Raw genomic sequence first — 21,601 nt, 5'->3', positions numbered from 1 at the left:
TTCATAATTAGATTGTTTCCATCCCATCCGTCAACCACGGTAATTCCAAAAGTTTTGAGTCGGTACAAGCTACCTGTAATCCCGATTTCCAGACCGTACGGGCCTCCGGTTTATTAAGCAGCACTTCCCTTTCCGACCGCTCTTCGAACAATACCATATCAGCCGGAGCGCCAACCTTAACTCCATAATTATCAATGCCTAACGCCTGTGCCGCGTTATGCGTCAGCATGTTGGTCAAGATGAGCGCATCCCGTTTGCCGCCCATGTACGAAGTAATCGCCAATAGCCAGGCAGCCTCAATCGGGTCTGCCTTGCCAAACGGCGTGAATGGGTTGCGCACATTATTGACGCCAATCACCACATTCACTCCACAATCCTGCAGCAGTTTCACAGGAGTCAGACCTCTATGATAACCTTCGGAGCCTTCCCTTCCATTCAAAAAGAGGTCGGTCATCGGCAGCGTAATGACGCTGATTCCGGCAAGACACAGAAGCTCTCCGATAGCCGAAGCTTCGTGTTCAATGAGGGAACCGAGCGAGGTTACATGTCCCGCGGCTACATGCCCCTGCATTCCTGCAGCAATTGTCCTTTTTGCAATTTCCACAACGGCACGGTCGTTGGAATCGACCGAGAAATCCGCGTGGAAATCCAACGGTTTTCCGTACTTCCCGGCCAGACCAAATGCAAAATCCAAGTGTTCCCCCAGGTTTGCATCCTGATAAGTGATTCCTCCAATCACATCGGCTCCCATACGAATGGCCTCTTCCATCAGCTCAGCAGTCCCAGGACTCTTAAAGACCCCTTCTTGCGGAAAGGCAACTACCTGTAAATTCAGTTGATGTTTTAAGGATTGTTTGAGACGAAGAGCAGATTCGACAGCTTTGAGTCCAAGGACCGGATCAACCTCTGCATGGCAACGCATATGGGTTACACCATTCCTGACGGCTTTTCGAATGACAACCAGCGAGCGACGATACATGTCCTCCCTCGTGAACGAACTTTTAAGTTTGGATGTTATCCGAATCGCGTCCTGGATAGACTCCGCCTCCCGATCCATGGAATCCAGCAAATATGCTTTTTCCAAATGAATATGCGGCTCGACCAATCCGGGCAGCAATAAACCCCCTTTGCCCTGCACTACACGAGACGCTTCGGTTTTCCTCTCCCCGCATGGCGTGACAAATGCAATCTTGCCTGAGGATATCCCGACATCCATTCGCCTTTCATCCCCGGAAATCACCGTATCTGTGATAAGTAGATCAATCATTACATCCTCCGTTCATGTACGCTTTTATTACACACAAGAAACACTTTAAGCATAATTCACTCCTTACGAGAAATCATTGGATGAAAAGGATAAAAATAATTAGCATTATTGGATGATCAAACCAAAGATATTTACTCTACATGATCGTAGTGTTATATTACTTAACAATAAAATAACTTGTTCCAGAAAGGGATGGGTCGATGTGCTGCTGACAGATTTGCTGAAAAACGGCATTTACGATGATGCCAGAGTGATTACGGGGCATAAGGGTCTAGTACGTGAGGTTCAAACGGTCAATATTATGGACTGTCCAGATATCATTCGGTTTCTAAGGCCAAATGAGCTCTTGCTGACCAACGGCTTTTTCATGAAGCAGCAGCCAGATATGTTTATTCATCTCATCAGGGACATGCAGCGGCTTCATTGCTCGGGATTGGCCATCAAAACCAAGCGCTTTGAATTGCCGATCCCTGATGAAATACTTTGGGAAGCGGATCAGAACGAATTTCCCATCATCGAAATTTCCGATGTGCGTCTATCCCTCGGCGAAATTTTGCAGCGATCGACCAGTGTGATTCTGAATAACAAGAGCGACGAACTGCAATATGCACTCAGCATCCACAAAAAGTTCTCCGAGATGATCATGCGCGGCAAAGGAATTTCCAGCATTATCGATTCTCTATCCAAACTGTTCTCATCCCCAGTCATCCTGTTAAACTACAAATGGCAAACCATCTCCGCTTCCAGCCAGAATACAAGTATTGCTGAACTCACTGCAGCCGCTGTGAATACACTTCAAGACTTGTCCGATATTTCTAGTCCTACTTCGTTGTGCTTCATCAACACATCAGTCCGAGAGCGTTACTGCATGTTAATATATCCGGTGAAAACTTACCGCCACGAAGGCTATTTGCTATCCTTTCATTCTCCGGATGAATGGACTGGCCTTTTTGGTCTGACGCTTGAGCAGGCCTCCAACGTCATTGGAATGGAGCTGACCAAATCACAGGCTGTCAAAGAGCGCTCTCGCAGGCACAAAAACGAATTCTTTTCCGATCTGATTGAGGGATATATCACTTCTGAGCAGGAGGCGCTGAACCGTGGCAAGAGATGCGGGCTTATCAAGGGGCGTGCAAGTGTCGTGCTGACCATGCGTAATGACGAGGTGCATCACATGCATCAAAGATTTCCTAATCACGAAGGTTCGGCGTTTCCGAAAGGAGATAATATCACGGAGCAAGAGGAGCAATACGAGCACATCAAACGTGTTTTTGGTGGGTTAGATCATTCCTTCGTCATGTTTACCAAACATGATACCTACTGTCTTCTGCTATCTATCCCTGAGTCGGGGTGGGATGAGGCGAAAATCACCGAGCAGCTGTCAGGAATGCTGAAAGTGCTGCATCATGAGACTGGACTGAGTCTGTCTATCGGCATGGGCAAACCTGCAACAAATGTACTTGGCGTTCGTCATTCTTATACAGAAGCGGTTAATGCATTGCAATTCGGCTACTGGCTAAAACGAAAGCAATTTGTCCAATCTTACCAAGCCAAGGACATCGGATATTTATTCCACATGCTTCCCCACAACGAACTGAAACAATTTTACGACGCGACCTTAAACGGATTGCTGTACATTGCAGACGAACATGAAAAAAAAGAGTTGCTGCGCACCTTGAACGCTTTTTACGATACCCAATGCCAGCTTGTCGAAACATCCAAGCAACTTTTCGTTCATCGAAATACGGTGGTCTATAGACTGGAAAAGTGTGAAAAACTCTTGGGTGTGAAACTCAAAGATCCAACTGAAAGCTTACGAATCCGCATAGCGATAGCCATCGAACCTCTGCTACTGCAATAAGACTAAGTGAGAAATCTTCTTGTAAGGCTCTATTCCCACACAAAGTTATTCCGAGCGTTTAATCTACCTTACATCACCGGAACAAAAGTACTGTTATCAGCAATATGAGCACGGTTATCAGTAGAGCGTCCTTGTCCGTTCTGCAGAAACATGGGGAGTATAATCGCGAGCGACAGGCCATTCAGCATACTCGACGCATCATAAGCAGGCTGACATTGTACATCCAATATTCGCCGTATGTTTCAATTTTCGAAAAACCTATTTGTTTTAGCGACTCATCAAATTCTTCTTGAGTTCGGACTTTAGCTACATTTTTTCAATACATCATGATAATATAAAAAACCTCAGCTGAGTTAACCGAGCTGGGGTTAAAAAATTAAATATTTTTGTGTTTTCTTTATTTGATTCTGTTGAATACTTGAGTCGCATCTAGCTTCTTCATTTAATAACTTCAACCTTTTTATCCCCTGCTGATTTCGCTACCTCTAACGTTGTGTTACCTTGGATAGCGACTATCACGCCAGTAGCCAGCATAGAAACGATTAAAGCTGCGCTGAGGGCTGTGGAAGTTTTCTTCTTCACCATAACCATACCTCCGATATCGTTTGCTTAGACTCACTGATAAATTGAAATATTTAACTTTTTTGATGGGTAATCCACCTGGTGATTGTATTATAACGTACTGACAATGATTGTAAAAGGTTTTTCCTTGTGCAGCTAAGTTAGCGGCTTGGAATTTGCGCAGTGTTTAGCTTTTTGACCATTCGATATGAAGGTAAGTCTACCAAGGCAATTATTTAAAATCTTGCATTAAATCATGGATGACTGTTTCTACAGTTCTAATCTCTTTAATTGGTGTGATTCCTGTGCCAACAGTGACATAGCCATCATCTGTATTGCCTTCTAGCATTCCGATACGCATTCCAATTGATCCACGCATCAATTTTGCTGTTTCTTCACGACTGGCACCTTGTTTATCCATTTCGACTAGTTTATTCGCCAATTTAGTAGGTAAAGAACGATAGTATGCTGGTAAAGTACGAAACATTTGTAAGTCTTCTGCTGTGGCATCAACAATCATTTGCTTTACATTTTGAGCTGTCGGATTTTCTTTTGTCGGAATAAAGACACTGCCAGCAAACACACCTTCAGCACCTAAAGCAAATGCGGCACGCACTCCTCTAACGTCTCCAATACCACCAGCTGCCATTACAGGAATATTTATAGCATCAACAATCATTGGAACAATCGAAAATGTTCCAATAACTCGTTCTGGAACTGTACCACCTTCATCAAATCCAGTCGCTACATAAACATCTATTCCAAATTTTTCTGCAGCTTTTGCATTTTCAATAGTAGGCGTAAGGGGTCTATAAACAATTTTAATGTTGTTTTCTTTTAATGGTTTAAAGATCCTTTCATCCAGTGTATCATTCACCAGAACAACAGGAACTTTCTCGTCAATAACTGTTTCTATAAGTGGCCATGTGTAAGCTAAATCACGATTCACGATCACTGGAATTCCAAATGGCTTATTCGTTAAAGTTTTTGTTTTTTGTATTTCAGTTCTCATTCTTTCCGCACTTATTTCTGGTGAGCGAGTTATATCAACCTGACCGGCATTTGGACCTAGAAATCCTAATCCACCTGCATTGCTTATTGCTGCAACAAATTCGGCATTAGTAACCCAAGACATTGGTCCTTGTATAATTGGCTTTTTAATATCTAATATTTCACATACTCTGTTAGTCATTTTATTTGTTTCCCCCTTGTTAAATGAATTTTATATTATTACTTCGTATAATTATTTTCTGGGTAAGGTAAACCTAAATTTCCCCGAAGTGTGTCGTCCTCATATTCATTACGGAATATGCCTCTATCTTGCAAGATAGGAACAACCAATTGGATAAAGTCCTTAAATCCTGCAGGATGATCTTGTCTAATCAGCAAGATATCCATGACGCCTTCTCGATACCAATGTTCAATTTGTTCGGCAACCTGCTCTGCCGATCCTATCAATCCAGGTTTCGGCATTCGATAACCTTTAGGCATCCATGATTCAATTTCCCTTAGCTTTTCAAGGGCTTCTTTTTCCGTTCTACCAACGATCGGGTTATGAGAAGGCATCATCAACAGGTCATATGGTGAACGCCCTTGATTTTGAACTTTACGTTTAAGTTCATTAGTAAATGCCTTGAGATATTCCAAATCATGTCCAGGTGCCATGATGACTTCGGCATGCTCTGCAGCAATATCCATGAACTCCGGTGAAGTGCCCGCTTGAAAGACCACTGGTCTTCCTTGCCTCGATCGACTGATGTTTAAGGGTCCCTCCACGGAAAAGTAATTCCCGGTATAATCTAGTGGATGCATTTTACGCGGGTCATAAAATACCCCACGTTCCTTATCACGTATAAAGGCATCATCTTCATACGAGTCCCAAAGTCCTTCAACAATCTCCAAAAACTCTTTTTTCATGGGATAAAGATCTGCTTTCTTCAGATGGGACCGACTGTAATTGGCTAACCCTCCAGGATTGGAGGTGATTGCATTCCACCCTGCTCTGCCCTTGCTAATCTTATCAAGGGAAGCAATTTGCCTAGCAACCGTAAAGGGATCAGCATATGAAGTCGCTATCGTAGCGGTTAAACCAATAGAATGAGTTACCATACTCAATGCAGATAAAATGGATACACCCTCAAACATGCTTAGATAGTGCGGGATCATGCCAGGTCCGATATGACTTACGTCTGCTAAAAAGATGAGATCGAACTTCCCCTGTTCAAGTTGTATAGCTTTCTGTACGTAATACTCAATATTTTCACTGGCATCTGCTGGAATATGTGGGTGTCTCCAACCCGTGTAATTCCATCCCACGCCATCAATAATTCCTCCTAGTTTAAGCTTTCTTTCTTCCATAATTGAAAGATCCCCTTTTCATGAGTTCACTTACTTTCCTTGTAATACACCTAATTCCTTAGCCAATAATTTATGCCCTTTTTTCCGACTCTCTTGATTTGGATAGAAGTCAGCAATCCGTTACTCCTTGCCCTCTTAAGTTTATTATTTAGCTTGCTAACTATTAGGAGTGAAAATATTTGGTTGTGAGCCAATCTTAAGCGTAATCGTTTCGTTTGCAAAGAGGGCAATTTAAATGAACATAGTACATCTTTTTGTACGTATAGAAGGGAGTGGTTTGAAGATTAGACTCTATTTTAAATAATGAGTCTGTCTTTCAAACCCAAAAGGCCATCCTTTTTTGGATGGCCGTATGTGCTTTGATATAAACCTCCAGTTGTCGTCCCCTTTGAGTCTATCCCAACCAATATAATTGGAATATCTATGAGATACGCCGTCATGGAATAAATTTTGATTATTTCGTTAATATCCATTTTTGTCGATCAAGTGATGGATCCAGTTCACTTAGCAAGAGTTCGGTCCCATCTTCCGATACTTCTAATGCTTTTTGATGATGAGCTGAAGTAATATGAACTGATCCGTCTTTGTTCTGGTGAAGGACCCAACGCTGGTTATTGTACCCTAAGTAATGATATAGCTGAAGTTTATTTTGCCCTATATCCAGATCAAGCGTCTGACCGGCCGTAGTACGAATCGAATACGAACCTGCTTCGTCGCCTGTCGGAACAAATATCCACTTCTGTACGGAAGCTGCACTTGCATCTTGCAAGGTAACCGGCTCCCCGTTGACAAGGTTAACTGTATAAATGAATTTCTGTGTTGTGGCATTTACAAGGCTGGACTTAATGAGGTTCGCAGGTTCGCTGTTGCTCATATTGACGTTCTGATAAGATGCGGAGCCGCCAAATACATTGAGTCCAAAGTGGCCTTCTGCAAAAGTACCATCCATGATATCTATGACTTTTTGACTGTCCACGTGAACGACAATATGCGGACCATTCGCTTCTATTTTCACCTTATACGTATGGCCTGGCTGAATGAAAGTTGGTACTTTTGCAAGAACCTGCCGTTCTTCAAATCCTCCATTGATTTTATAGAACAGACGGATTGCCTTCATGTTAGGGTCTAGATTCAGATAATAACCACTGCGACCATCCTCGCTAGCCCTGAACAAAATAGAACCTGCCCCTCCTGTTTCACCAAGCATCATGTCTGCTTCATACGTAAAATTCCCAGCCTTCTCTTTGGCAATATAATTCGAATCGCTAAAATATTTACCACGAATCCCATGTTCACTAACTAACCATGAAGCAGCAGACAGATCTTTAGTCCATCCACTCAGGTTTGTCCGGAACTCGCCACCTGAGACTTTAACGAGCACACTACTGGAAGCTTTACCATTCGGTGTAGATACAGTGACTGTGGACTCCCCTTCTTTTTTTGCCTTAATAACTGCATGTGAATTGTCTACCAACTCTATGGCTATTACTTCGTTATTACTGGAATTCCACTTAAGTGGTTGAACGCCTGGACCTGGTCCATACTCGACCATGGCCTGCAGTGTATCCGACTCGCCTACCCCCAGTTCCCGAACGCTCGTATCCATCTTTATTTGAACTTTTGAAGGAATGTCCTCGTTCCAGACAGATTGAAGTTGATGCACTTTCAAGGAAACAACGTTCACCTTCCCACCTTTCACGTAAAAACTCATCGCTCTACTAGCAGGATCAGGAAATATAACATCTGAAAAGACAACTTTGCCGTCGTTACCAAAGGCTTCAACAGAAGACTCATCCACAAGAATACGCATCTTGATCCGATTATTCTCCATTTGCGTAGACGCTTCATGTTTCTTACTGAAAAGGTTAGAAAAATCCGTTTCACCGGATGCAGTTCGGTCCACAAACATACGACTATCACTTGCCTTATAACCCACGACCGTCTTCTGATTTGCACCCTCACGAATGTTAAAGCCAAACTCGGTCACCGTGCTGGCTTCAGGGATTTCAATTTCAGCTTCAATTTCGTAAGCACCTGAAATAATACCTTTTAGCAGATTCCCGGAAGAAGGACTCACCGACTTGTTGGAAGCAGAATACAAAGGTTTACGCAGTGATTCCAATTCTTTGATTGGACTTTGCACCATTCGAATTCCATCTTCGGTCGTTACCAATGATACTTCTCTCGGAATGGTTAGTTCACCTTTCCAATTGGACGTTGGGAAAGCGAACGGATAATCCCAATTCGTCATCCACGCCATCATCACTGTGCGATGATCAGGCATGTTAGCAAAAGACATCGAAGCGTAAAATTCTTTACCAAAATCTGTTCTTAACACCTTACCCGCCGGATTATCGTTCACGAATTTACCATCAGCTGTTAAATGACCGATAAAATACTCGGCATCTGATCCGCCTGTTTTGGGATTCGCTCCTGTACTGATCATCATAACCCACTTCTTCTGTGACGTTCCGTCTACCGGAAGCTGGAACAAATCAGGGCATTCCCATACGCCTCCGCGGACGTAATCCCCATATCCCCAATTATCTGTCAATGTCCAGTCAAGTAAATTCGTTGACGTATAGAAACGAATATGATCTCCTCCGGACACAACCATAACCCATCGGTTATTCTCATCATCACGGATCACTTTCGGATCGCGGAAATCCCAATTCCCAACTTCATTTCCGCTCTTACCTGGGTTCTCGATCACAATCGGGCGTTCCTTCGAATACTCCCAAGTACGACCTTGGTCTTTACTGTAAGCCAGACCTATACGCTGGTTCCCATTTGGGCTATCCGGATTAAAGGAAGTGTAGTATGCAATAAGGCCCTTGCCTCCTGAATCTCCGAATAAACCAGATGCATTTGTCATATCCGCAACAGCCGACCCAGACCAGACATGTCCGTGATCATTCCAGGGAAGTGCAATCGGAAGCCGTTTCCAGTTCAGCATATCTTTACTTACAGCATGCGCCCATGTTCCTCCATCCTGATGAAAGAGATGATATTCTCCTTCGAAGTAGACAAGTCCATTCGGATCACTCGCTGAACCACGTATTGGCGTGTAGTGATATTGTGGGCGATATATCTCATTGTAATATTGGCTCAATTCCGTCACATAAGTATCATTGAAGTAAGCCGTCCCCTTTTTTACGACGATTCCGGTACTTCCACTCCTGTAAGTTGTATCTTTCACGTCAATCGCGGCCGTAGTGTATCCGTCCAGGAAGACCTGAATTCGATCTCCCTTTGCCTTGATTTCCACATGATGTTTGGCTCCCATCTGACTCGGATAAGAACGTTGCGAACTTGCAATTACTGTTCCTTTTGTATTCGTCAAACTTACACGAACCTGATCCCCTTCCTTCGTAAGAGTAGCTTCATATCCTTCCGCTCCATCGGATGAAGATCGAAATGCGAGAGCTGCAATAGAATCGGGATGAAGGGTAATATTCCCTTCATACACCATGTCAGTCGCTTCTTTAGTATAGATTTGCTGTGCTTTGCTCTCCTGTTCTACTATCCCTCTTTTGCCGTTTATATCAGGCTGCCATTTTCCCTTGCTAGAAAGCAACGTACCCAGATTACCCTTCAGATCGCTCACTACGATGTTCGAAAACAAGGCGGATCCATCCCATACATGGAGTCCAAGCCTTCCGCTTTGATACGAAATGTCTTGAACATCAATTAATGGTTTATATTGATTGCCCCAATATACTTTTAGCGAGGAACCCACTGCCTTCACTTTGAGATGATAGATTTGCCCCATTTCAACAGAAACTTTACGCTCCTCCTTTAATTTCCCATCTCCATTTTTTGCATCTCTTAACCGAATCAGACCTGCGTCCGGAACGATTTGCAGCATGTACGAGCTAAAGCCGTCCTCATTAGAACGAAACAACAATGTTGCGTCTGCCTTCGTATCCCTGATCATGACATCAGCTTCATAGATAAAATCATCGGACACTGTCTCTGAGATGGCCATTACATTTTCTTTAGGCTGCGAAGTCAGCAAGATTCCTTCTGAAGTATCCTCTAATCCCCCTTTTCCTTTCACTTGCCAGCCTATCAGATTGGTGTTTGGTTTGGATGCGCTTTCAAAAATATCAAGCTCCTCCTTTGCCTGTTTATTTGTTTCCTGATCAGCGAGCACAGCACTAGCCGCAACTGAGTTAGATGTAAAAATACCGTTTGAAGTCAGAGCTAATCCCGTTGCCATCAGGAGACATATTGCGAATTTAGATTTATCGTTCATTCCTTACCCTCTTTTCTAATGGAATTGTAAAGTCGGTTCAAATTTAATTGGTTTTGGACACCCAGTTCAGTTCAGTTCGGTTGCCCAAAACCGCGCAGTAGCCATTATGTCGAATCCAGCCATTGCTAAAGTCTAAACACTCTCATTTCCCCAAATGCTTACGAGATCATTGATTTGAAGCGACACGACCTTTAGTTCTCCGCCAATGGCATAGAGTTCTAGTCCTCTACTTCCCAAGTCAGGGAAAATCATGTCTGAAATGATAGTTGTTTCATTGTTGCCAAAGATCTCTACACTTGACCAATCAACATAGATGCTCAACTGTATCCGTTTATGCTGTGGCTTCATGGGGGCCTTGTGTTTTGCACCAAAATCGGGATGGAAATCAACAGTGTTTGACTTCGTCCGATCGACGAACAACTCCTCATTCAAGACATTATATCCGATGACTGTCTCCTGGTTGGAAGAGGAAGACTTTCGCACCTTGAACCCAAATTCTATTGCATTACCGATTTCAAATTCTGCAATAATTTCCATCTTTGCAGCAGAAATAGCAGACAAAACGTTCATATCTGGTTTAATTGTAATGTCTTGTAGAGATAGAATTGATCTTCTAAGTTGATTTAACTCAGTTATGGGTGCTTGAATTAAGCGAAGTCCTTCCGAATGCGTCCTAAGCTGAATCTCTCGTGGGATTGACATATGGCCACGCCATTCTTTAGAAGGAAGAGTGGAAGCATAACGCCAATTATTCATCCAGCCGACCCAAATCTTTCGCCCATCCTCATTCGGGATACCATCCCAGGTCACGGCCGCGTAAAAGTCAGATCCGTAATCTATCCATTGGATTGTATCGAATGATTCCAATGGTTCATCTAGTGTAAAAACCTTACCATCAAATTGACCTATAAAATACATCATGCCAGAACCGCCTGCGGGTGGTTCTGAATCGTTTGGATTTACGCCATTTCTATCTCCGACACTTAGTGTCAGAATCCATTTAGTGGTATTAGGGTCCTCATCCACTTGGAGTTTAAAAACATCAGGACATTCAAATATTCCACGATGGATGCCCGGAATATCAGAACCGAAACCGCTTGCAAAAGACCAATCCTTAAGATTCGAAGATGTGTAAAATTCTACACGATCGCTTACAGCAAGAACCATTACCCAGTTTGAAGATTCTTCATGCCAGAATACCTTTGGGTCTCGAAAGTCTAGCGTCTCCATGGGGAATAAAACAGGGTTACCTTCATATTTTGTCCAGGTTCTACCTTTGTCCTTGCTGTAAGCGATGCTTTGAACCTGCGGTTTACCGGGTTGAGCGCTGTTACCATTATTGGTATAAATTGCAACCAATCCTGATCCTGCTTCGTTGAAGAATCCGCTTGTATTGTTCTTATCGACTACCGCACTTCCGGAAAAGATCGCTCCATCTTCCCCAGGTGAGATGGCTGGTGTAAGTTCATCCCAATGTACTAAATCATTACTTACTGCATGCCCCCAATGCATTCTGCCGAAGTCAGGCTGCGTATCATGAGGAGTATACTGGTAGAAAAGGTGATATTCTCCTTCATAATAAACCATTCCGTTAGGATCGTTAATCCAGTTTCCCTTAGGGGAATAATGTATTTGTGGTCTGTATTCATTTTTATAAATAAAGTTTTCCGGACCTTTGCTGATACTATTTTCTTCAGCTGATAGAAGTATTTTTTTGATTTTATTCACGCTCCTTTAAGGCTATTTAGAATCTAAAAGAAGAAATATGCATTCCTTATTAACAAAATAATCCACTCGTTTTCATTTGTCAAAGTATTTTTGTATAAATGAACATTATTTTTTTGTTTATATACCTGTTTTAGTTTACATTTGCACATTTTATGCCTGATTATAGAAAATATCAATTTTTATTTAAGTCGATCTAATCATTTTTTTTATTGTTTCAAACCTAATGGTTTACAAATGTAAAAAAGGTTACATCTAAACTTCTCTTTACTTGTTCAACAAAATATTGTTAGTATTAAACCCAATTTTACCGATAAAACAAAAAAAGCCGCTAAAATAGCGACTTCAATAGGAATATGTTCTTGTCTCTTGAAATGTTCTAAACAAATTAACGTCTCTTATGCTTTAACAACTTCAACCTTTTTATCCCCTGCTGACTTCGCTACCTCTAACGTTGTGTTACCTTGGATAGTGACTATTAGACCAGTAGCCAGCATAGAAACGATTAAAGCTGCGCTGAGGGCTGTGGAAATTTTCTTCTTGACCATAATCATACCTCCGATATCTATTATGTTGTAATAAGCGACTCAAAGAACTATGACGAGCCGAGTGTGACTGGATATTACAATATTTCACTTTTTTGTTGGGTAATCTACCTGGTGATTGTATTATAACGTACTGCCAATCATTGTAAAAGGTTTTTTTCCTTGTTTTCAAATAAAATAAAGTATGAACTGGCAGCATTGGGTCATCAGAAGCGAGTTTCCCGAACGGGGAGCTATCGCATCCATTCCATATCCGCACGTCTATATAGCTAAACGTGCTATTGAGTTACTGTTCTTGTTAAATGAGGATTCTTGGCAGGAACATTGTCACTGACGAACAGGTGGTGCAAAGACTGGAGCCAATCTAGACGGATGTACCTTTTCCCCAATACCATAAAACTCACAAAAGTTCATTATTAGCGGATTCCACTTATCTGGATCGATATAATTTTCTTCTCCATCCATCAATATCTGCTCGTTAATGTGCGACTTCACAATGTTAACTTCGATAGCAGCTAGTTTACTTGGATCCTCTCCAAAATCATGAACATGTTTGACAATTGCTTCAAGTTGCACGGGGCACTCCTTAACACAGGAAGGTTTTACTATATCTGATGGTGTTTGAGTTAATTGGGCCGCACCAAATTTGTCTGGTTCGTACCTATACCCCTGTCGTACTTTGTAATCAGGAACAGGGTTACGTCCAGTGAGAAGAGCCAGTCGATCCACAGCGTGAACAAGATCTACCGAAGCCAGGTTTAGGACACACTCACGTTCACGCAGAATATTTTGCACGGTTGAGATCGGTTACTTATTCCAAGCATAAATGACTGATTTAGCGACCATACAGATGAAATAGGAGCTAAATTTACCGAATGATCCTCGTTTAGAGTGCTGATAAGTACGACTGGAGTTCCAAAATACAATTTTATGCATAGATATGCTCCTTCGCATTCAATTTTACTCATTGATTATAACAAGGGAGCAATTTCGAAATCTTGTTGTCTTATTCAAAAAACTTTAGGGATTGTATTCTCAGATTCTTTTCAAAACTAAAAATTTGGCGGTCATTCTCCTTGATGTAAAGTATCCACATATTCAATAAACCTTTTCGCTGCTGGGGAAATATTATGATCATCTCTCCACTTTAATCCTATTTCCCAGTACCATCCTTCATCAATGATAGGGATCCAGACCAATTCATCTAACATCAACCCCAGCGTCTTAGGCAGCACTGATACACCTAGACCCGACTTTATAAAACCGGCTACAGTGATCAGGTCCTCCGCTTCATAAGCCGAAGCAAGAAAAAATCCGGTATTTCGGAACCGGGATATAATCGTTGCTTTTAACCCACAGTTGTTTTTCAATCCAATAAATGGCTCTCCAGACAGCTCTGCCAAACTAAGAGCGCTGCAATCTGCATAACGATGTTGGGAGGGAACAACAATGTATAAAGGAACATTTTGAATAGTCTTCCAGTGATGATTATCCATAGTAGATTCCCTCGATGTAATCATAACATCCGAAAATCCTTGCTCCAGATGTTCATCAATATCCCCTAAGTTCCCTTGTGTCAATTCGAACCGAACTTTGGGATACTTCGATTGATAACTTCGAATTAGGCTAGGGATCAATTCAACCCCGAGAATGTTTAGATAAGACAACGTAATCACACCAGTATCCGGATTGGACCACTCTTCAATTTCCCTTAGGCCATTTTCAATATTATGTAGGGCTCTACCAATCCATTTAAAGAACATAGTACCGTTTCGGTTGAGCTTTATATTTCGTCCATTTCGCTCAAATAAAGGAGCTCCTATTTCGTTTTCAAGCTTGGCAATTGCATGACTTAACGCTGGCTGAGTAATACCGAGTTTTTTGGAGGCTAAGGTCATATGTTCAAGCTGTGCAACGGTCATAAAGTATTCCAATTGTGTAAGTTCCATTAAAACACCCCTCCATATATTAATAATATTCATCATTTTTATTATTATAATAAATTGGACGTTATGAAAGTAGCAAGTGTAGTATTAGTTCTAGCTTCTCTCGAACTACACATTAAGGTTTAGAGACAGAGCACTTTCAAATTAATCATTGAATACCATCACTAGGAGGAATAGTTATGCATAAAGAATTTGAGTTCTCTGTATCAGAATTTGAAGGTAAAAAGGTGCTTGTAACCGGAGGAACAAAGGGAATGGGACAAGCAGTTGTAAAAAGACTTGCAAAAGGCGGAGCTACAGTCCTTACTACTGCCCGTTCTCTATCTACTGACTTGCCCAATTCGGTCAAATTTGTGCAAGCAGATGTCGCCACACCTGAAGGTGTAGAGCAAATAATTACAGCAGTAAAAGAGCAACTTGGAGGTATCGATATTATTGTCCATTGCGTAGGTGGATCAACGACACCACCAGGAGGCGCACTTGTATTGAGTGATGAGGATTGGCTTCATACATTAAATTGGAATTTACTCGCAGCAGTTCGACTTGATCGTGGCTTAATTCCACTTATGTTAGAGAATAATTCAGGCGTTATTCTTCATTTCACTTCCATCCAGAGACGTTTGCCTTTATATGAAACTACACTGGCTTATGCATCTGCCAAAGCCGCGCTGACTAATTATAGCAAGGGATTATCGAATGAATTTTCCCCTCAAGGAATTCGCATTAATACATTGTCTCCCGGATTTATTCAGACAGCAGCAGCTGACGCATTAATTGATCGGATCGCAACGGAAACCGGAAGTCGAGAAAGTGCGCTCGAACAACTTATGACTTCACTCGGAGGTATTCCAATTGGCCGGCCAGGATTTCCTGAAGAAGTCGCTGAGCTGGTCGCATTTCTGGTCTCAGACCGAGCAGCATCTATTACAGGTAGTGAATATGTCATAGATGGGGGAACGATCCCTACCGTCTAAAAATTAATTAATAAAGGGAGAGAACAATATGGATCTCAGTCATTTACCGTCTGTAATTGGCAAATACATTACTGCATCTAACAAGCCAGACCCAGTAGTATTTGTAGATTGTTTCTCAGAAAATGCTGTCGTGTTGGATGAAGGGAAAAAGCGAAATGGCAAACAGGCGATTCGGAAATGGAGTGATCAAAACCATTTCGCGGCGAATGTAACGTTAGAGCCAACAAAAGCAAAAAAAATAGGTGATGAAATTGTGTTAACATGCAAGCTGGATGGTACCTACGACAAGACTGGTCTACCCGATCCACTATTATTGGATTATCATTTTGTTATTGTTGACGATAAAATCGTCAGACTTTCCATTTTCTAAACGTATCCAAATGTAAAAACAATGTTTTCCGTGGGCTTATTACCAACTGGGATAGTAAGGTCAATGATTCATATAATGGGCATATAGTTGCTCGAAGGTTGTAAAATGTTCGACTTTTCTACCAACCTTATCATACTCTTCTAGATAATCATCCATCACTTCAAGGAGCTTCTCTTTCATAACTGGTAAATTACTTGCATCAAAGTACTGCATAAGATCAAATTTCTTGGTTCCTTTCTCCATGGCCATTTCATCAAGATATCCATGTGCTCCAAAGGCCGAAAGAAAGACGTAGGAAGGATCGTTCGTTGCAACACTCTTCAAAATTTTATTACGGTAGTTGCACCACAATTCTTCGTATGTCCCTCTCAGATTATCAAAGGTCGGAGCCGGTTTAACAATGAAGTTATCACACATTGTGTTATGTAACCTCGTAACGCTATTCAACATATTAAAGGATGTTATTCGAATATCTTCAATGGTATGAGCTTCGATGATTGACATGTATAAGGATTCGAGATTATCCGGAACATAGCGAAACGAACGTATCTCTTCCAAATATCGCTTGATCCCTCGTTTGATGCACGTGTTATTCATACTCACCAAGGCATTGACTAGATTGTACAGAACCTCAGCAGATGCATATCGCACTGAACCGATATCTTCACTAAGCATCGTATCGCTGTATGCTTGCTTAGCCAGGTCGATCCATTTATTTGCTCGATTAAGACACGCTTCTCCTATCGGTTTTGCAAGTGCATCAAGAGCTTTTTGCCGGAAGACGTTCAATTTCTCCAAATCCTCAGGCTTTGCATAGTAGAGTATTTTGAGCTCGGTTAGGCTCGATACGTTGGGACTCTCCAAGTTGGATTGCTCTTGTATTCTTGAATCCCATGGCGTGCAATAGATATCATATCCAACGTCGTCCAAGATGAAGCAATCGGATATTTCCCATCCCTTTTCTGTATTATTAATGATAATTAAATCAAGATCGCTCTTCTCGTGAAAGTCATCGGTGCTAAATGAACCAGTAAGCCCAATAATGGCGATATCATCTAGAAAATCTCTTTTTACGCGTTCAATCACCATATTAATTAGCAGTTCATTTTTGTCCAGCAGCTTCTTCTTTATGATTTCGTTCATTCGTTACACCTCTTTGTATGATCCGGCCGTCCTTCATCACAACAACCTTAACTTGAGTCTATCGATTTAGAGGTACGGTTACTATGTATAAGTTCATTTAAGTCATCTTTGCACAAAATCCGCTAAACCGTCGAAACGACGAGTTAGCGGATTTCATTAGTTCCTTGATTAGTTCTTTGTATAGACTATTTTCTTTATGCTTTCGCAGGACAAGAAATACCGACCCGCCAACTCCTCTATCCTGACTCCATTGCGGAATAAGGATTTAATCTCAGCGTTTCGAGCAGAGACCTTACTCTTGCTCTCTGTTTTCTCGCCCCATTTTAGGTGCGCCTCTTTGGGTTTGGGGATATAAACCAATTCGCCTTGAACGTATTCTTGAATGATACGTAGCAATTCTTCCGGAAAAATAGACTCGGCTTTTGAATATTTCATGGGCCTCACTCCTTATTTAATAGATCAATAAGGTGCAAAGCCAGTTAGTAGAATATTACGATTCGTCGTTGGCAATGTGATTCTTCCCAGGCTCTATGCAAAGCATTGCCATATCCTTCACTGGCTTTGCATAGAGCTGTGCATGTAAGAATCCTACCCCGATTGTTTTCAATAGCCTCACCTCCATAGAAAATAGATAGTTGCTATTTGCTTATTATATCAGGGCTTGTTGTTGAAATGTATAATCATGTCTTTTGGGGCTGACACGATTGTACGCGTAAAGTGGGATGTATATCAAAAGGTAGGAGCAGGTAATTCATCAATTTTCATGCGTAGTAAACTATAGGGTTTTTGTCGCAGGTCTCTTCCATAATGAAATCTCGCCTGCCTATGTAATTGGTTCACAATTACATATAAGTATTGATCCGGACCAATAGAAAACGTATCTGGCCATAAAATTCGGGGATCATGGGCGATGGTTTCCATGATTCCATTTGGCAATATCTTTCGAATACTATCGTTTTCATAATCTCCAGCATAAACGTTTCCTTTTGCGTCCGTGATCATCCCATCAGATGCACCCTTCTCTCCCCAATACTGCACAAGATCACTTAACTTAAAATCCGGTATCGTTCTGTCTCTTAACGATTCTGTTGAGATCGAGTATAGCTGGCGACTGGTTAATGGACAATAGAATAACATTTTTCCATCAGGGGAAATGGCTATACCATCAGAGGCCAATCGAAAGGGCGATGTTGAACCATCCGCGTTTCGATTCATCAAAATTTTACCTTCCACTTTCGGCACAAAATATGGATCGGGTGAGGTCGAGCTTGCTCCATGCAACCGTCTATACGCATTTCCGTTTTCTAAATTTACGACGATAATAGCGCCTGGACCATTGGAAGAAGAATCCGTTATATATGCGAAACCTGCTTTTCCTACACGAAAGTCAAATCGGACATCATTCAGATACGTTGTCGGCAAGACTACATCATCAGCAAATGTATATACTTTTCTTATTGTATTTGTTTCTAAATCTACCGCGACTAATTTTGCCCCTCCTTTAATTGGCTCAGAAAAATTTGGTGCAGCCGTGTCCAGTACCCACAAGGTTCCCCTTCCATCTGCAACAACACTTTGGACACTGATGAAGGACATAACGATATTCAATGGGTTGATCAAATTCGTTTCTACATTAGGATAAGGTTGCATCTGACCCTCAACAATTTCCGCTACCGTAAATCTAACGTCATCTCCCCATTTTGGAAAGCAAATAAAGATACGCCCGGTTTCGGATACACTAACGCCTGTAGGCATAGCCCCGTAAAAGGAATGAACGAGTTCTAACTTACCAAAATATTCTTCCATAGGTAACATAGGCTGTATGATGTCCTCCTCAACATAGTTGAATAGATATTACCTATAATTATGTTCGAGACTTTTTCTAATGCCTGGCCCTTAATCATTCTTTTTCAACCTCGATTTTGAAAATGTCCGATACATCTAAAAATACAAAAAACTTCGGCGTAAGCCGAAGCATGTTGACTGTAACTATATGTGTTCTAGGAAAAATGCTTCCTCCGATCGTCAACGCAGGGTAATTCCCCCATGCAGAGAGTATCGGAGAAAATTCGGAAAAGAAGGAAAAACTCTGCCAAGCTTATCAGTACCAAAACCGTTTTATTGTTGGTCCGGCAGACGTAATGCGTTGGCTGAAGTTTGCGCTTGATCTAAAAATTCATCTGCTCGGGTCAATTGCTGCCGGGCAATCTCCAACGCTTGTGAATTTGTTGCATTAGATTCATTTAACGAGCTTATTGCCTGATTTAAAGCCGTCTGCACCTCAGAAACCGCGTTAGATGCATGCTGCTCCAGCGTATTACCACTCGAGTTAAGTGCACCTTCTGCCGGTTTTCTTGCATTTTCGGTGGCTAGATCAATTTTGTTTTTATTGGGCACCGTGACTCCTCCTTCCTTGAGTAAGATCATTCATTTAAACAGAAATAAGTATGGGATTGAGATTTTGTTTATATCCCTGCGAGTACATGGGAATATTCGGATCTTACCTCTCCGGTGATCCATATTAGTATAAGATCCGATGCATTGGAAAATCTAATCTTGATGAAAAAGGAGGTGATCATTTCTGAATGGCTAATCCAACGCTAGCGCCGCACGAATCGATGGAACTGCATGAAGCGTTAAACTTCAAAACGCTCTGCATCGCTAAGTCGAAACTTATGCAAGGCCTGGTCTTTGACCAAGAGCTAAAAGCCTTAATGCAGAAAGACGTAACTCAATCCATACAACAGATCGCTGAGCTGCAAGCAATCTACGCAAGAGCTCCTTTCCAAGCACCCGTTCCAAATAATCCGACACCTATAACACATTAAGGGGAACTCAGATGAATACCGATTATTTAGATCTGATTAATTCATTGAATATGCCGGAAATGGCAGATATGACTTTTGCCATGGACTTCCTTCTTCGTGCCAAGGAGGGTGTACGTAATTTGTCCATCGCCCTGACGGAAACGGCTTCACCGGATGTAAGAGCCCTGCTGCATACTCATCTTAAGCAGGGGATTGCAATGCACCAAGAAATCTCGGAGCTCATGATGCGCAAAAAGTGGTTTCATCCTTATGAGTTGAACGAACAGTACCAACTCGATCAGCTTTCGGCGAAAAATACGGTGATGATCGGGCAGATGAATCTGTTCCCGGGTGATACGTCACGTAAAGGGATGTTTGATCGGACCCCAGATGAACATATTGGAGGACATAAAGCATGAAGGCGGTAACGTATCAAGGGGTTAAAAATGTCGTGGTCAAAGAGGTGCCGGATGCGAAGATTGTGAAACCGGACGATATGATCGTAAAGATCACCAGTACCGCCATTTGCGGTTCTGACCTTCATCTTATTCACGGGATGATCCCTAACCTTCAGGAGAACTATGTCATCGGGCATGAGCCGATGGGGATCGTAGAAGAAGTAGGTCCTGGCGTGACCAAGGTAAAAAAAGGTGACCGTGTGATCATTCCGTTTAACATCGCATGCGGAGAATGCTTTTTTTGCAAAAATCAGCTGGAAAGCCAATGTGACAATTCAAACGAACACGGGGATATGGGCGCATATTTCGGCTACTCCGGAACGACCGGCGGATATCCCGGCGGGCAAGCCGAATATTTACGGGTCCCGTTTGCCAATTTTACCCACTTTAAGATCCCTGAAAACTGCGAACAACCGGACGAAAAGCTAAGCTTGATCGCCGATGCCATGACGACGGCATTCTGGAGCGTAGATAACGCCGGCGTTAAGAATGGTGATACAGTCATCGTGCTCGGCTGCGGTCCGGTCGGACTCCTGGCCCAGAAGTTCTGCTGGCTGAAAGGTGCTAAGCGGGTCATAGCCGTCGACTATGTCGATTACCGCTTAAAGCATGCAAAGCGAACAAACAATGTGGAAATCGTAAACTTCGAACAGGATAAGAATATTGGGAACACTCTCAAGGAAATGACCAAAGGCGGCGCCGATGTCGTGATTGATGCGGTAGGAATGGACGGTAAGATGAGCGATCTTGAATTTCTAGCCAGCGGTATGAAACTGCAAGGCGGCACCATGAGCGCATTTATCATTGCATCTCAGGCTGTCCGCAAAGGTGGCACCATTCAAGTCACTGGTGTATACGGCGGACGTTATAACGGATTCCCGCTCGGTGACATCATGCAGCGAAACGTGAATATCCGTTCCGGACAAGCTCCGGTCATTCACTACATGCCATACATGTACGAGTTGGTTACGTCTGGCAAAGTGGACCCTGGGGACATCGTTACGCACGTCATTCCGCTCAGCGAGGCCAAGCGGGGCTATGAAGTGTTCGATACAAAAACGGACGATTGCATTAAAGTCATCTTAAAGCCTTAAATATGAATTGATACATGGGAGGACAATCTGAATGGATTCCACATACGCTTTGCATGAGATGCTCGAGGTGCATGAAATAGCTGCGTTCAAGACGGTTTGCATGACAAAATCCAAGACCATGCAAGCTCTGGTAACCGACCCGGAGCTCAAGCAAATTTTGCAACAAGATGCGACATTATCACAACAGCAGCTTCAGGAGCTCGGTGGAGTGCTGTCTAAAGCGACTGTATAGGA

The 21,601-nt window shown here is 42.3% G+C and carries 19 protein-coding genes and 1 pseudogene; 7 read left to right on the top strand and 13 right to left on the bottom strand.

From position 1 onward, the window contains the following. Positions 1-7: 7 nt before the first annotated feature. Positions 8-1,267, bottom strand: coding sequence for an amidohydrolase family protein (locus NZ043_RS25555; protein ID WP_091029972.1), 1,260 nt, complete (start codon positions 1,265-1,267; stop codon positions 8-10). A 202-nt stretch (positions 1,268-1,469) separates the two neighbouring features. Between NZ043_RS25555 and NZ043_RS25550 the strand changes: the two genes are divergently transcribed. Next, on the top strand, positions 1,470-3,128 hold the full coding sequence (locus NZ043_RS25550) for a PucR family transcriptional regulator ligand-binding domain-containing protein (RefSeq protein WP_249910532.1): 1,659 nt from the start codon (positions 1,470-1,472) through the stop codon (positions 3,126-3,128). Positions 3,129-3,566: 438 nt separating this feature from the next. Here NZ043_RS25550 and NZ043_RS25545 read toward each other — a convergent pair whose 3' ends face one another. The 8 genes and pseudogenes from NZ043_RS25545 to NZ043_RS25510 all read right to left on the bottom strand — a co-directional run bounded on the left by NZ043_RS25545 (position 3,567) and on the right by NZ043_RS25510 (position 14,524). Beyond that, complete coding sequence (locus tag NZ043_RS25545; protein WP_165980179.1) at positions 3,567-3,713, bottom strand: hypothetical protein; 147 nt, start codon at positions 3,711-3,713, stop codon at positions 3,567-3,569. 208 nt (positions 3,714-3,921) lie between these two features. Continuing rightward, a complete protein-coding gene (locus tag NZ043_RS25540) occupies positions 3,922-4,881 on the bottom strand; it encodes a nitronate monooxygenase (protein WP_339309581.1) in 960 nt (319 codons plus the stop codon). A gap of 38 nt (positions 4,882-4,919) precedes the next feature. Further along, the gene (locus tag NZ043_RS25535) at positions 4,920-6,047 is read right to left on the bottom strand and encodes an NtaA/DmoA family FMN-dependent monooxygenase (protein WP_091029979.1); all 1,128 of its coding nucleotides are present in this window, start codon (positions 6,045-6,047) and stop codon (positions 4,920-4,922) included. Between the two features lie 454 nt (positions 6,048-6,501). Continuing rightward, complete coding sequence (locus tag NZ043_RS25530; protein WP_339309580.1) at positions 6,502-10,305, bottom strand: GH32 C-terminal domain-containing protein; 3,804 nt, start codon at positions 10,303-10,305, stop codon at positions 6,502-6,504. Between the two features lie 132 nt (positions 10,306-10,437). Beyond that, positions 10,438-12,033, bottom strand: a complete 1,596-nt coding sequence (locus NZ043_RS25525) for a glycoside hydrolase family 32 protein (protein WP_339309579.1) — start codon at positions 12,031-12,033, stop codon at positions 10,438-10,440. Between the two features lie 395 nt (positions 12,034-12,428). Next, the gene (locus NZ043_RS25520; RefSeq protein WP_164783315.1) at positions 12,429-12,578 is read right to left on the bottom strand and encodes a hypothetical protein; all 150 of its coding nucleotides are present in this window, start codon (positions 12,576-12,578) and stop codon (positions 12,429-12,431) included. Positions 12,579-12,902: 324 nt separating this feature from the next. After that, positions 12,903-13,543: pseudogene (locus NZ043_RS25515) on the bottom strand (flavin reductase family protein). A 99-nt stretch (positions 13,544-13,642) separates the two neighbouring features. Beyond that, positions 13,643-14,524, bottom strand: coding sequence for a LysR family transcriptional regulator (locus tag NZ043_RS25510; protein WP_091029987.1), 882 nt, complete (start codon positions 14,522-14,524; stop codon positions 13,643-13,645). 176 nt (positions 14,525-14,700) lie between these two features. On the opposite strand from NZ043_RS25510, the gene NZ043_RS25505 reads away from it, so the two are divergent. Both NZ043_RS25505 and NZ043_RS25500 read left to right on the top strand, forming a co-directional pair. Continuing rightward, positions 14,701-15,495, top strand: coding sequence for an SDR family oxidoreductase (locus NZ043_RS25505; protein WP_091029989.1), 795 nt, complete (start codon positions 14,701-14,703; stop codon positions 15,493-15,495). 28 nt (positions 15,496-15,523) lie between these two features. Further along, the gene (locus NZ043_RS25500; protein ID WP_249910539.1) at positions 15,524-15,865 is read left to right on the top strand and encodes a nuclear transport factor 2 family protein; all 342 of its coding nucleotides are present in this window, start codon (positions 15,524-15,526) and stop codon (positions 15,863-15,865) included. 60 nt (positions 15,866-15,925) lie between these two features. Here NZ043_RS25500 and NZ043_RS25495 read toward each other — a convergent pair whose 3' ends face one another. The 4 genes from NZ043_RS25495 to NZ043_RS25480 all read right to left on the bottom strand — a co-directional run bounded on the left by NZ043_RS25495 (position 15,926) and on the right by NZ043_RS25480 (position 19,405). Next, positions 15,926-17,008, bottom strand: coding sequence for a nucleotidyltransferase domain-containing protein (locus tag NZ043_RS25495; RefSeq protein WP_339309578.1), 1,083 nt, complete (start codon positions 17,006-17,008; stop codon positions 15,926-15,928). 168 nt (positions 17,009-17,176) lie between these two features. Then, positions 17,177-17,443 (bottom strand): CD3324 family protein, encoded by a 267-nt coding sequence (locus NZ043_RS25490; RefSeq protein ID WP_133384936.1) that lies wholly within the window; start codon positions 17,441-17,443, stop codon positions 17,177-17,179. 294 nt (positions 17,444-17,737) lie between these two features. Beyond that, positions 17,738-18,823: an L-dopachrome tautomerase-related protein gene (locus NZ043_RS25485; protein ID WP_176872639.1), complete on the bottom strand. Its 1,086-nt coding sequence runs from the start codon at positions 18,821-18,823 to the stop codon at positions 17,738-17,740. Positions 18,824-19,126: 303 nt separating this feature from the next. Beyond that, positions 19,127-19,405, bottom strand: coding sequence for a hypothetical protein (locus tag NZ043_RS25480; RefSeq protein ID WP_133384935.1), 279 nt, complete (start codon positions 19,403-19,405; stop codon positions 19,127-19,129). Between the two features lie 188 nt (positions 19,406-19,593). Between NZ043_RS25480 and NZ043_RS25475 the strand changes: the two genes are divergently transcribed. Genes NZ043_RS25475 through NZ043_RS25460 form a run of 4 tightly spaced genes read left to right on the top strand, consistent with a single transcriptional unit; the run spans position 19,594 to position 21,599 of the window. Further along, positions 19,594-19,836 carry a spore gernimation protein GerQ gene (locus NZ043_RS25475; RefSeq protein WP_076253190.1) on the top strand — a complete coding sequence of 81 codons (243 nt, stop codon included), beginning with the start codon at positions 19,594-19,596 and terminating at the stop codon, positions 19,834-19,836. An 11-nt stretch (positions 19,837-19,847) separates the two neighbouring features. Then, positions 19,848-20,234 (top strand): spore coat protein, encoded by a 387-nt coding sequence (locus NZ043_RS25470; protein ID WP_339309577.1) that lies wholly within the window; start codon positions 19,848-19,850, stop codon positions 20,232-20,234. Beyond that, the gene (locus tag NZ043_RS25465; RefSeq protein ID WP_036615410.1) at positions 20,231-21,367 is read left to right on the top strand and encodes a zinc-dependent alcohol dehydrogenase; all 1,137 of its coding nucleotides are present in this window, start codon (positions 20,231-20,233) and stop codon (positions 21,365-21,367) included. Before NZ043_RS25470 ends, NZ043_RS25465 begins: the two co-directional genes overlap by 4 nt. 31 nt (positions 21,368-21,398) lie before the next feature. Beyond that, positions 21,399-21,599 carry a hypothetical protein gene (locus NZ043_RS25460; RefSeq protein ID WP_076253188.1) on the top strand — a complete coding sequence of 67 codons (201 nt, stop codon included), beginning with the start codon at positions 21,399-21,401 and terminating at the stop codon, positions 21,597-21,599. The last annotated feature ends 2 nt before the right edge of the window (positions 21,600-21,601 follow it).

It is taken from the genome of Paenibacillus sp. FSL k6-2145 (assembly GCF_037976585.1).
Lineage (GTDB): Bacteria > Bacillota > Bacilli > Paenibacillales > Paenibacillaceae > Paenibacillus.
Note: the sequence above shows the minus strand (reverse complement) of the source record. Positions and strands in the feature narration are given on the sequence as shown.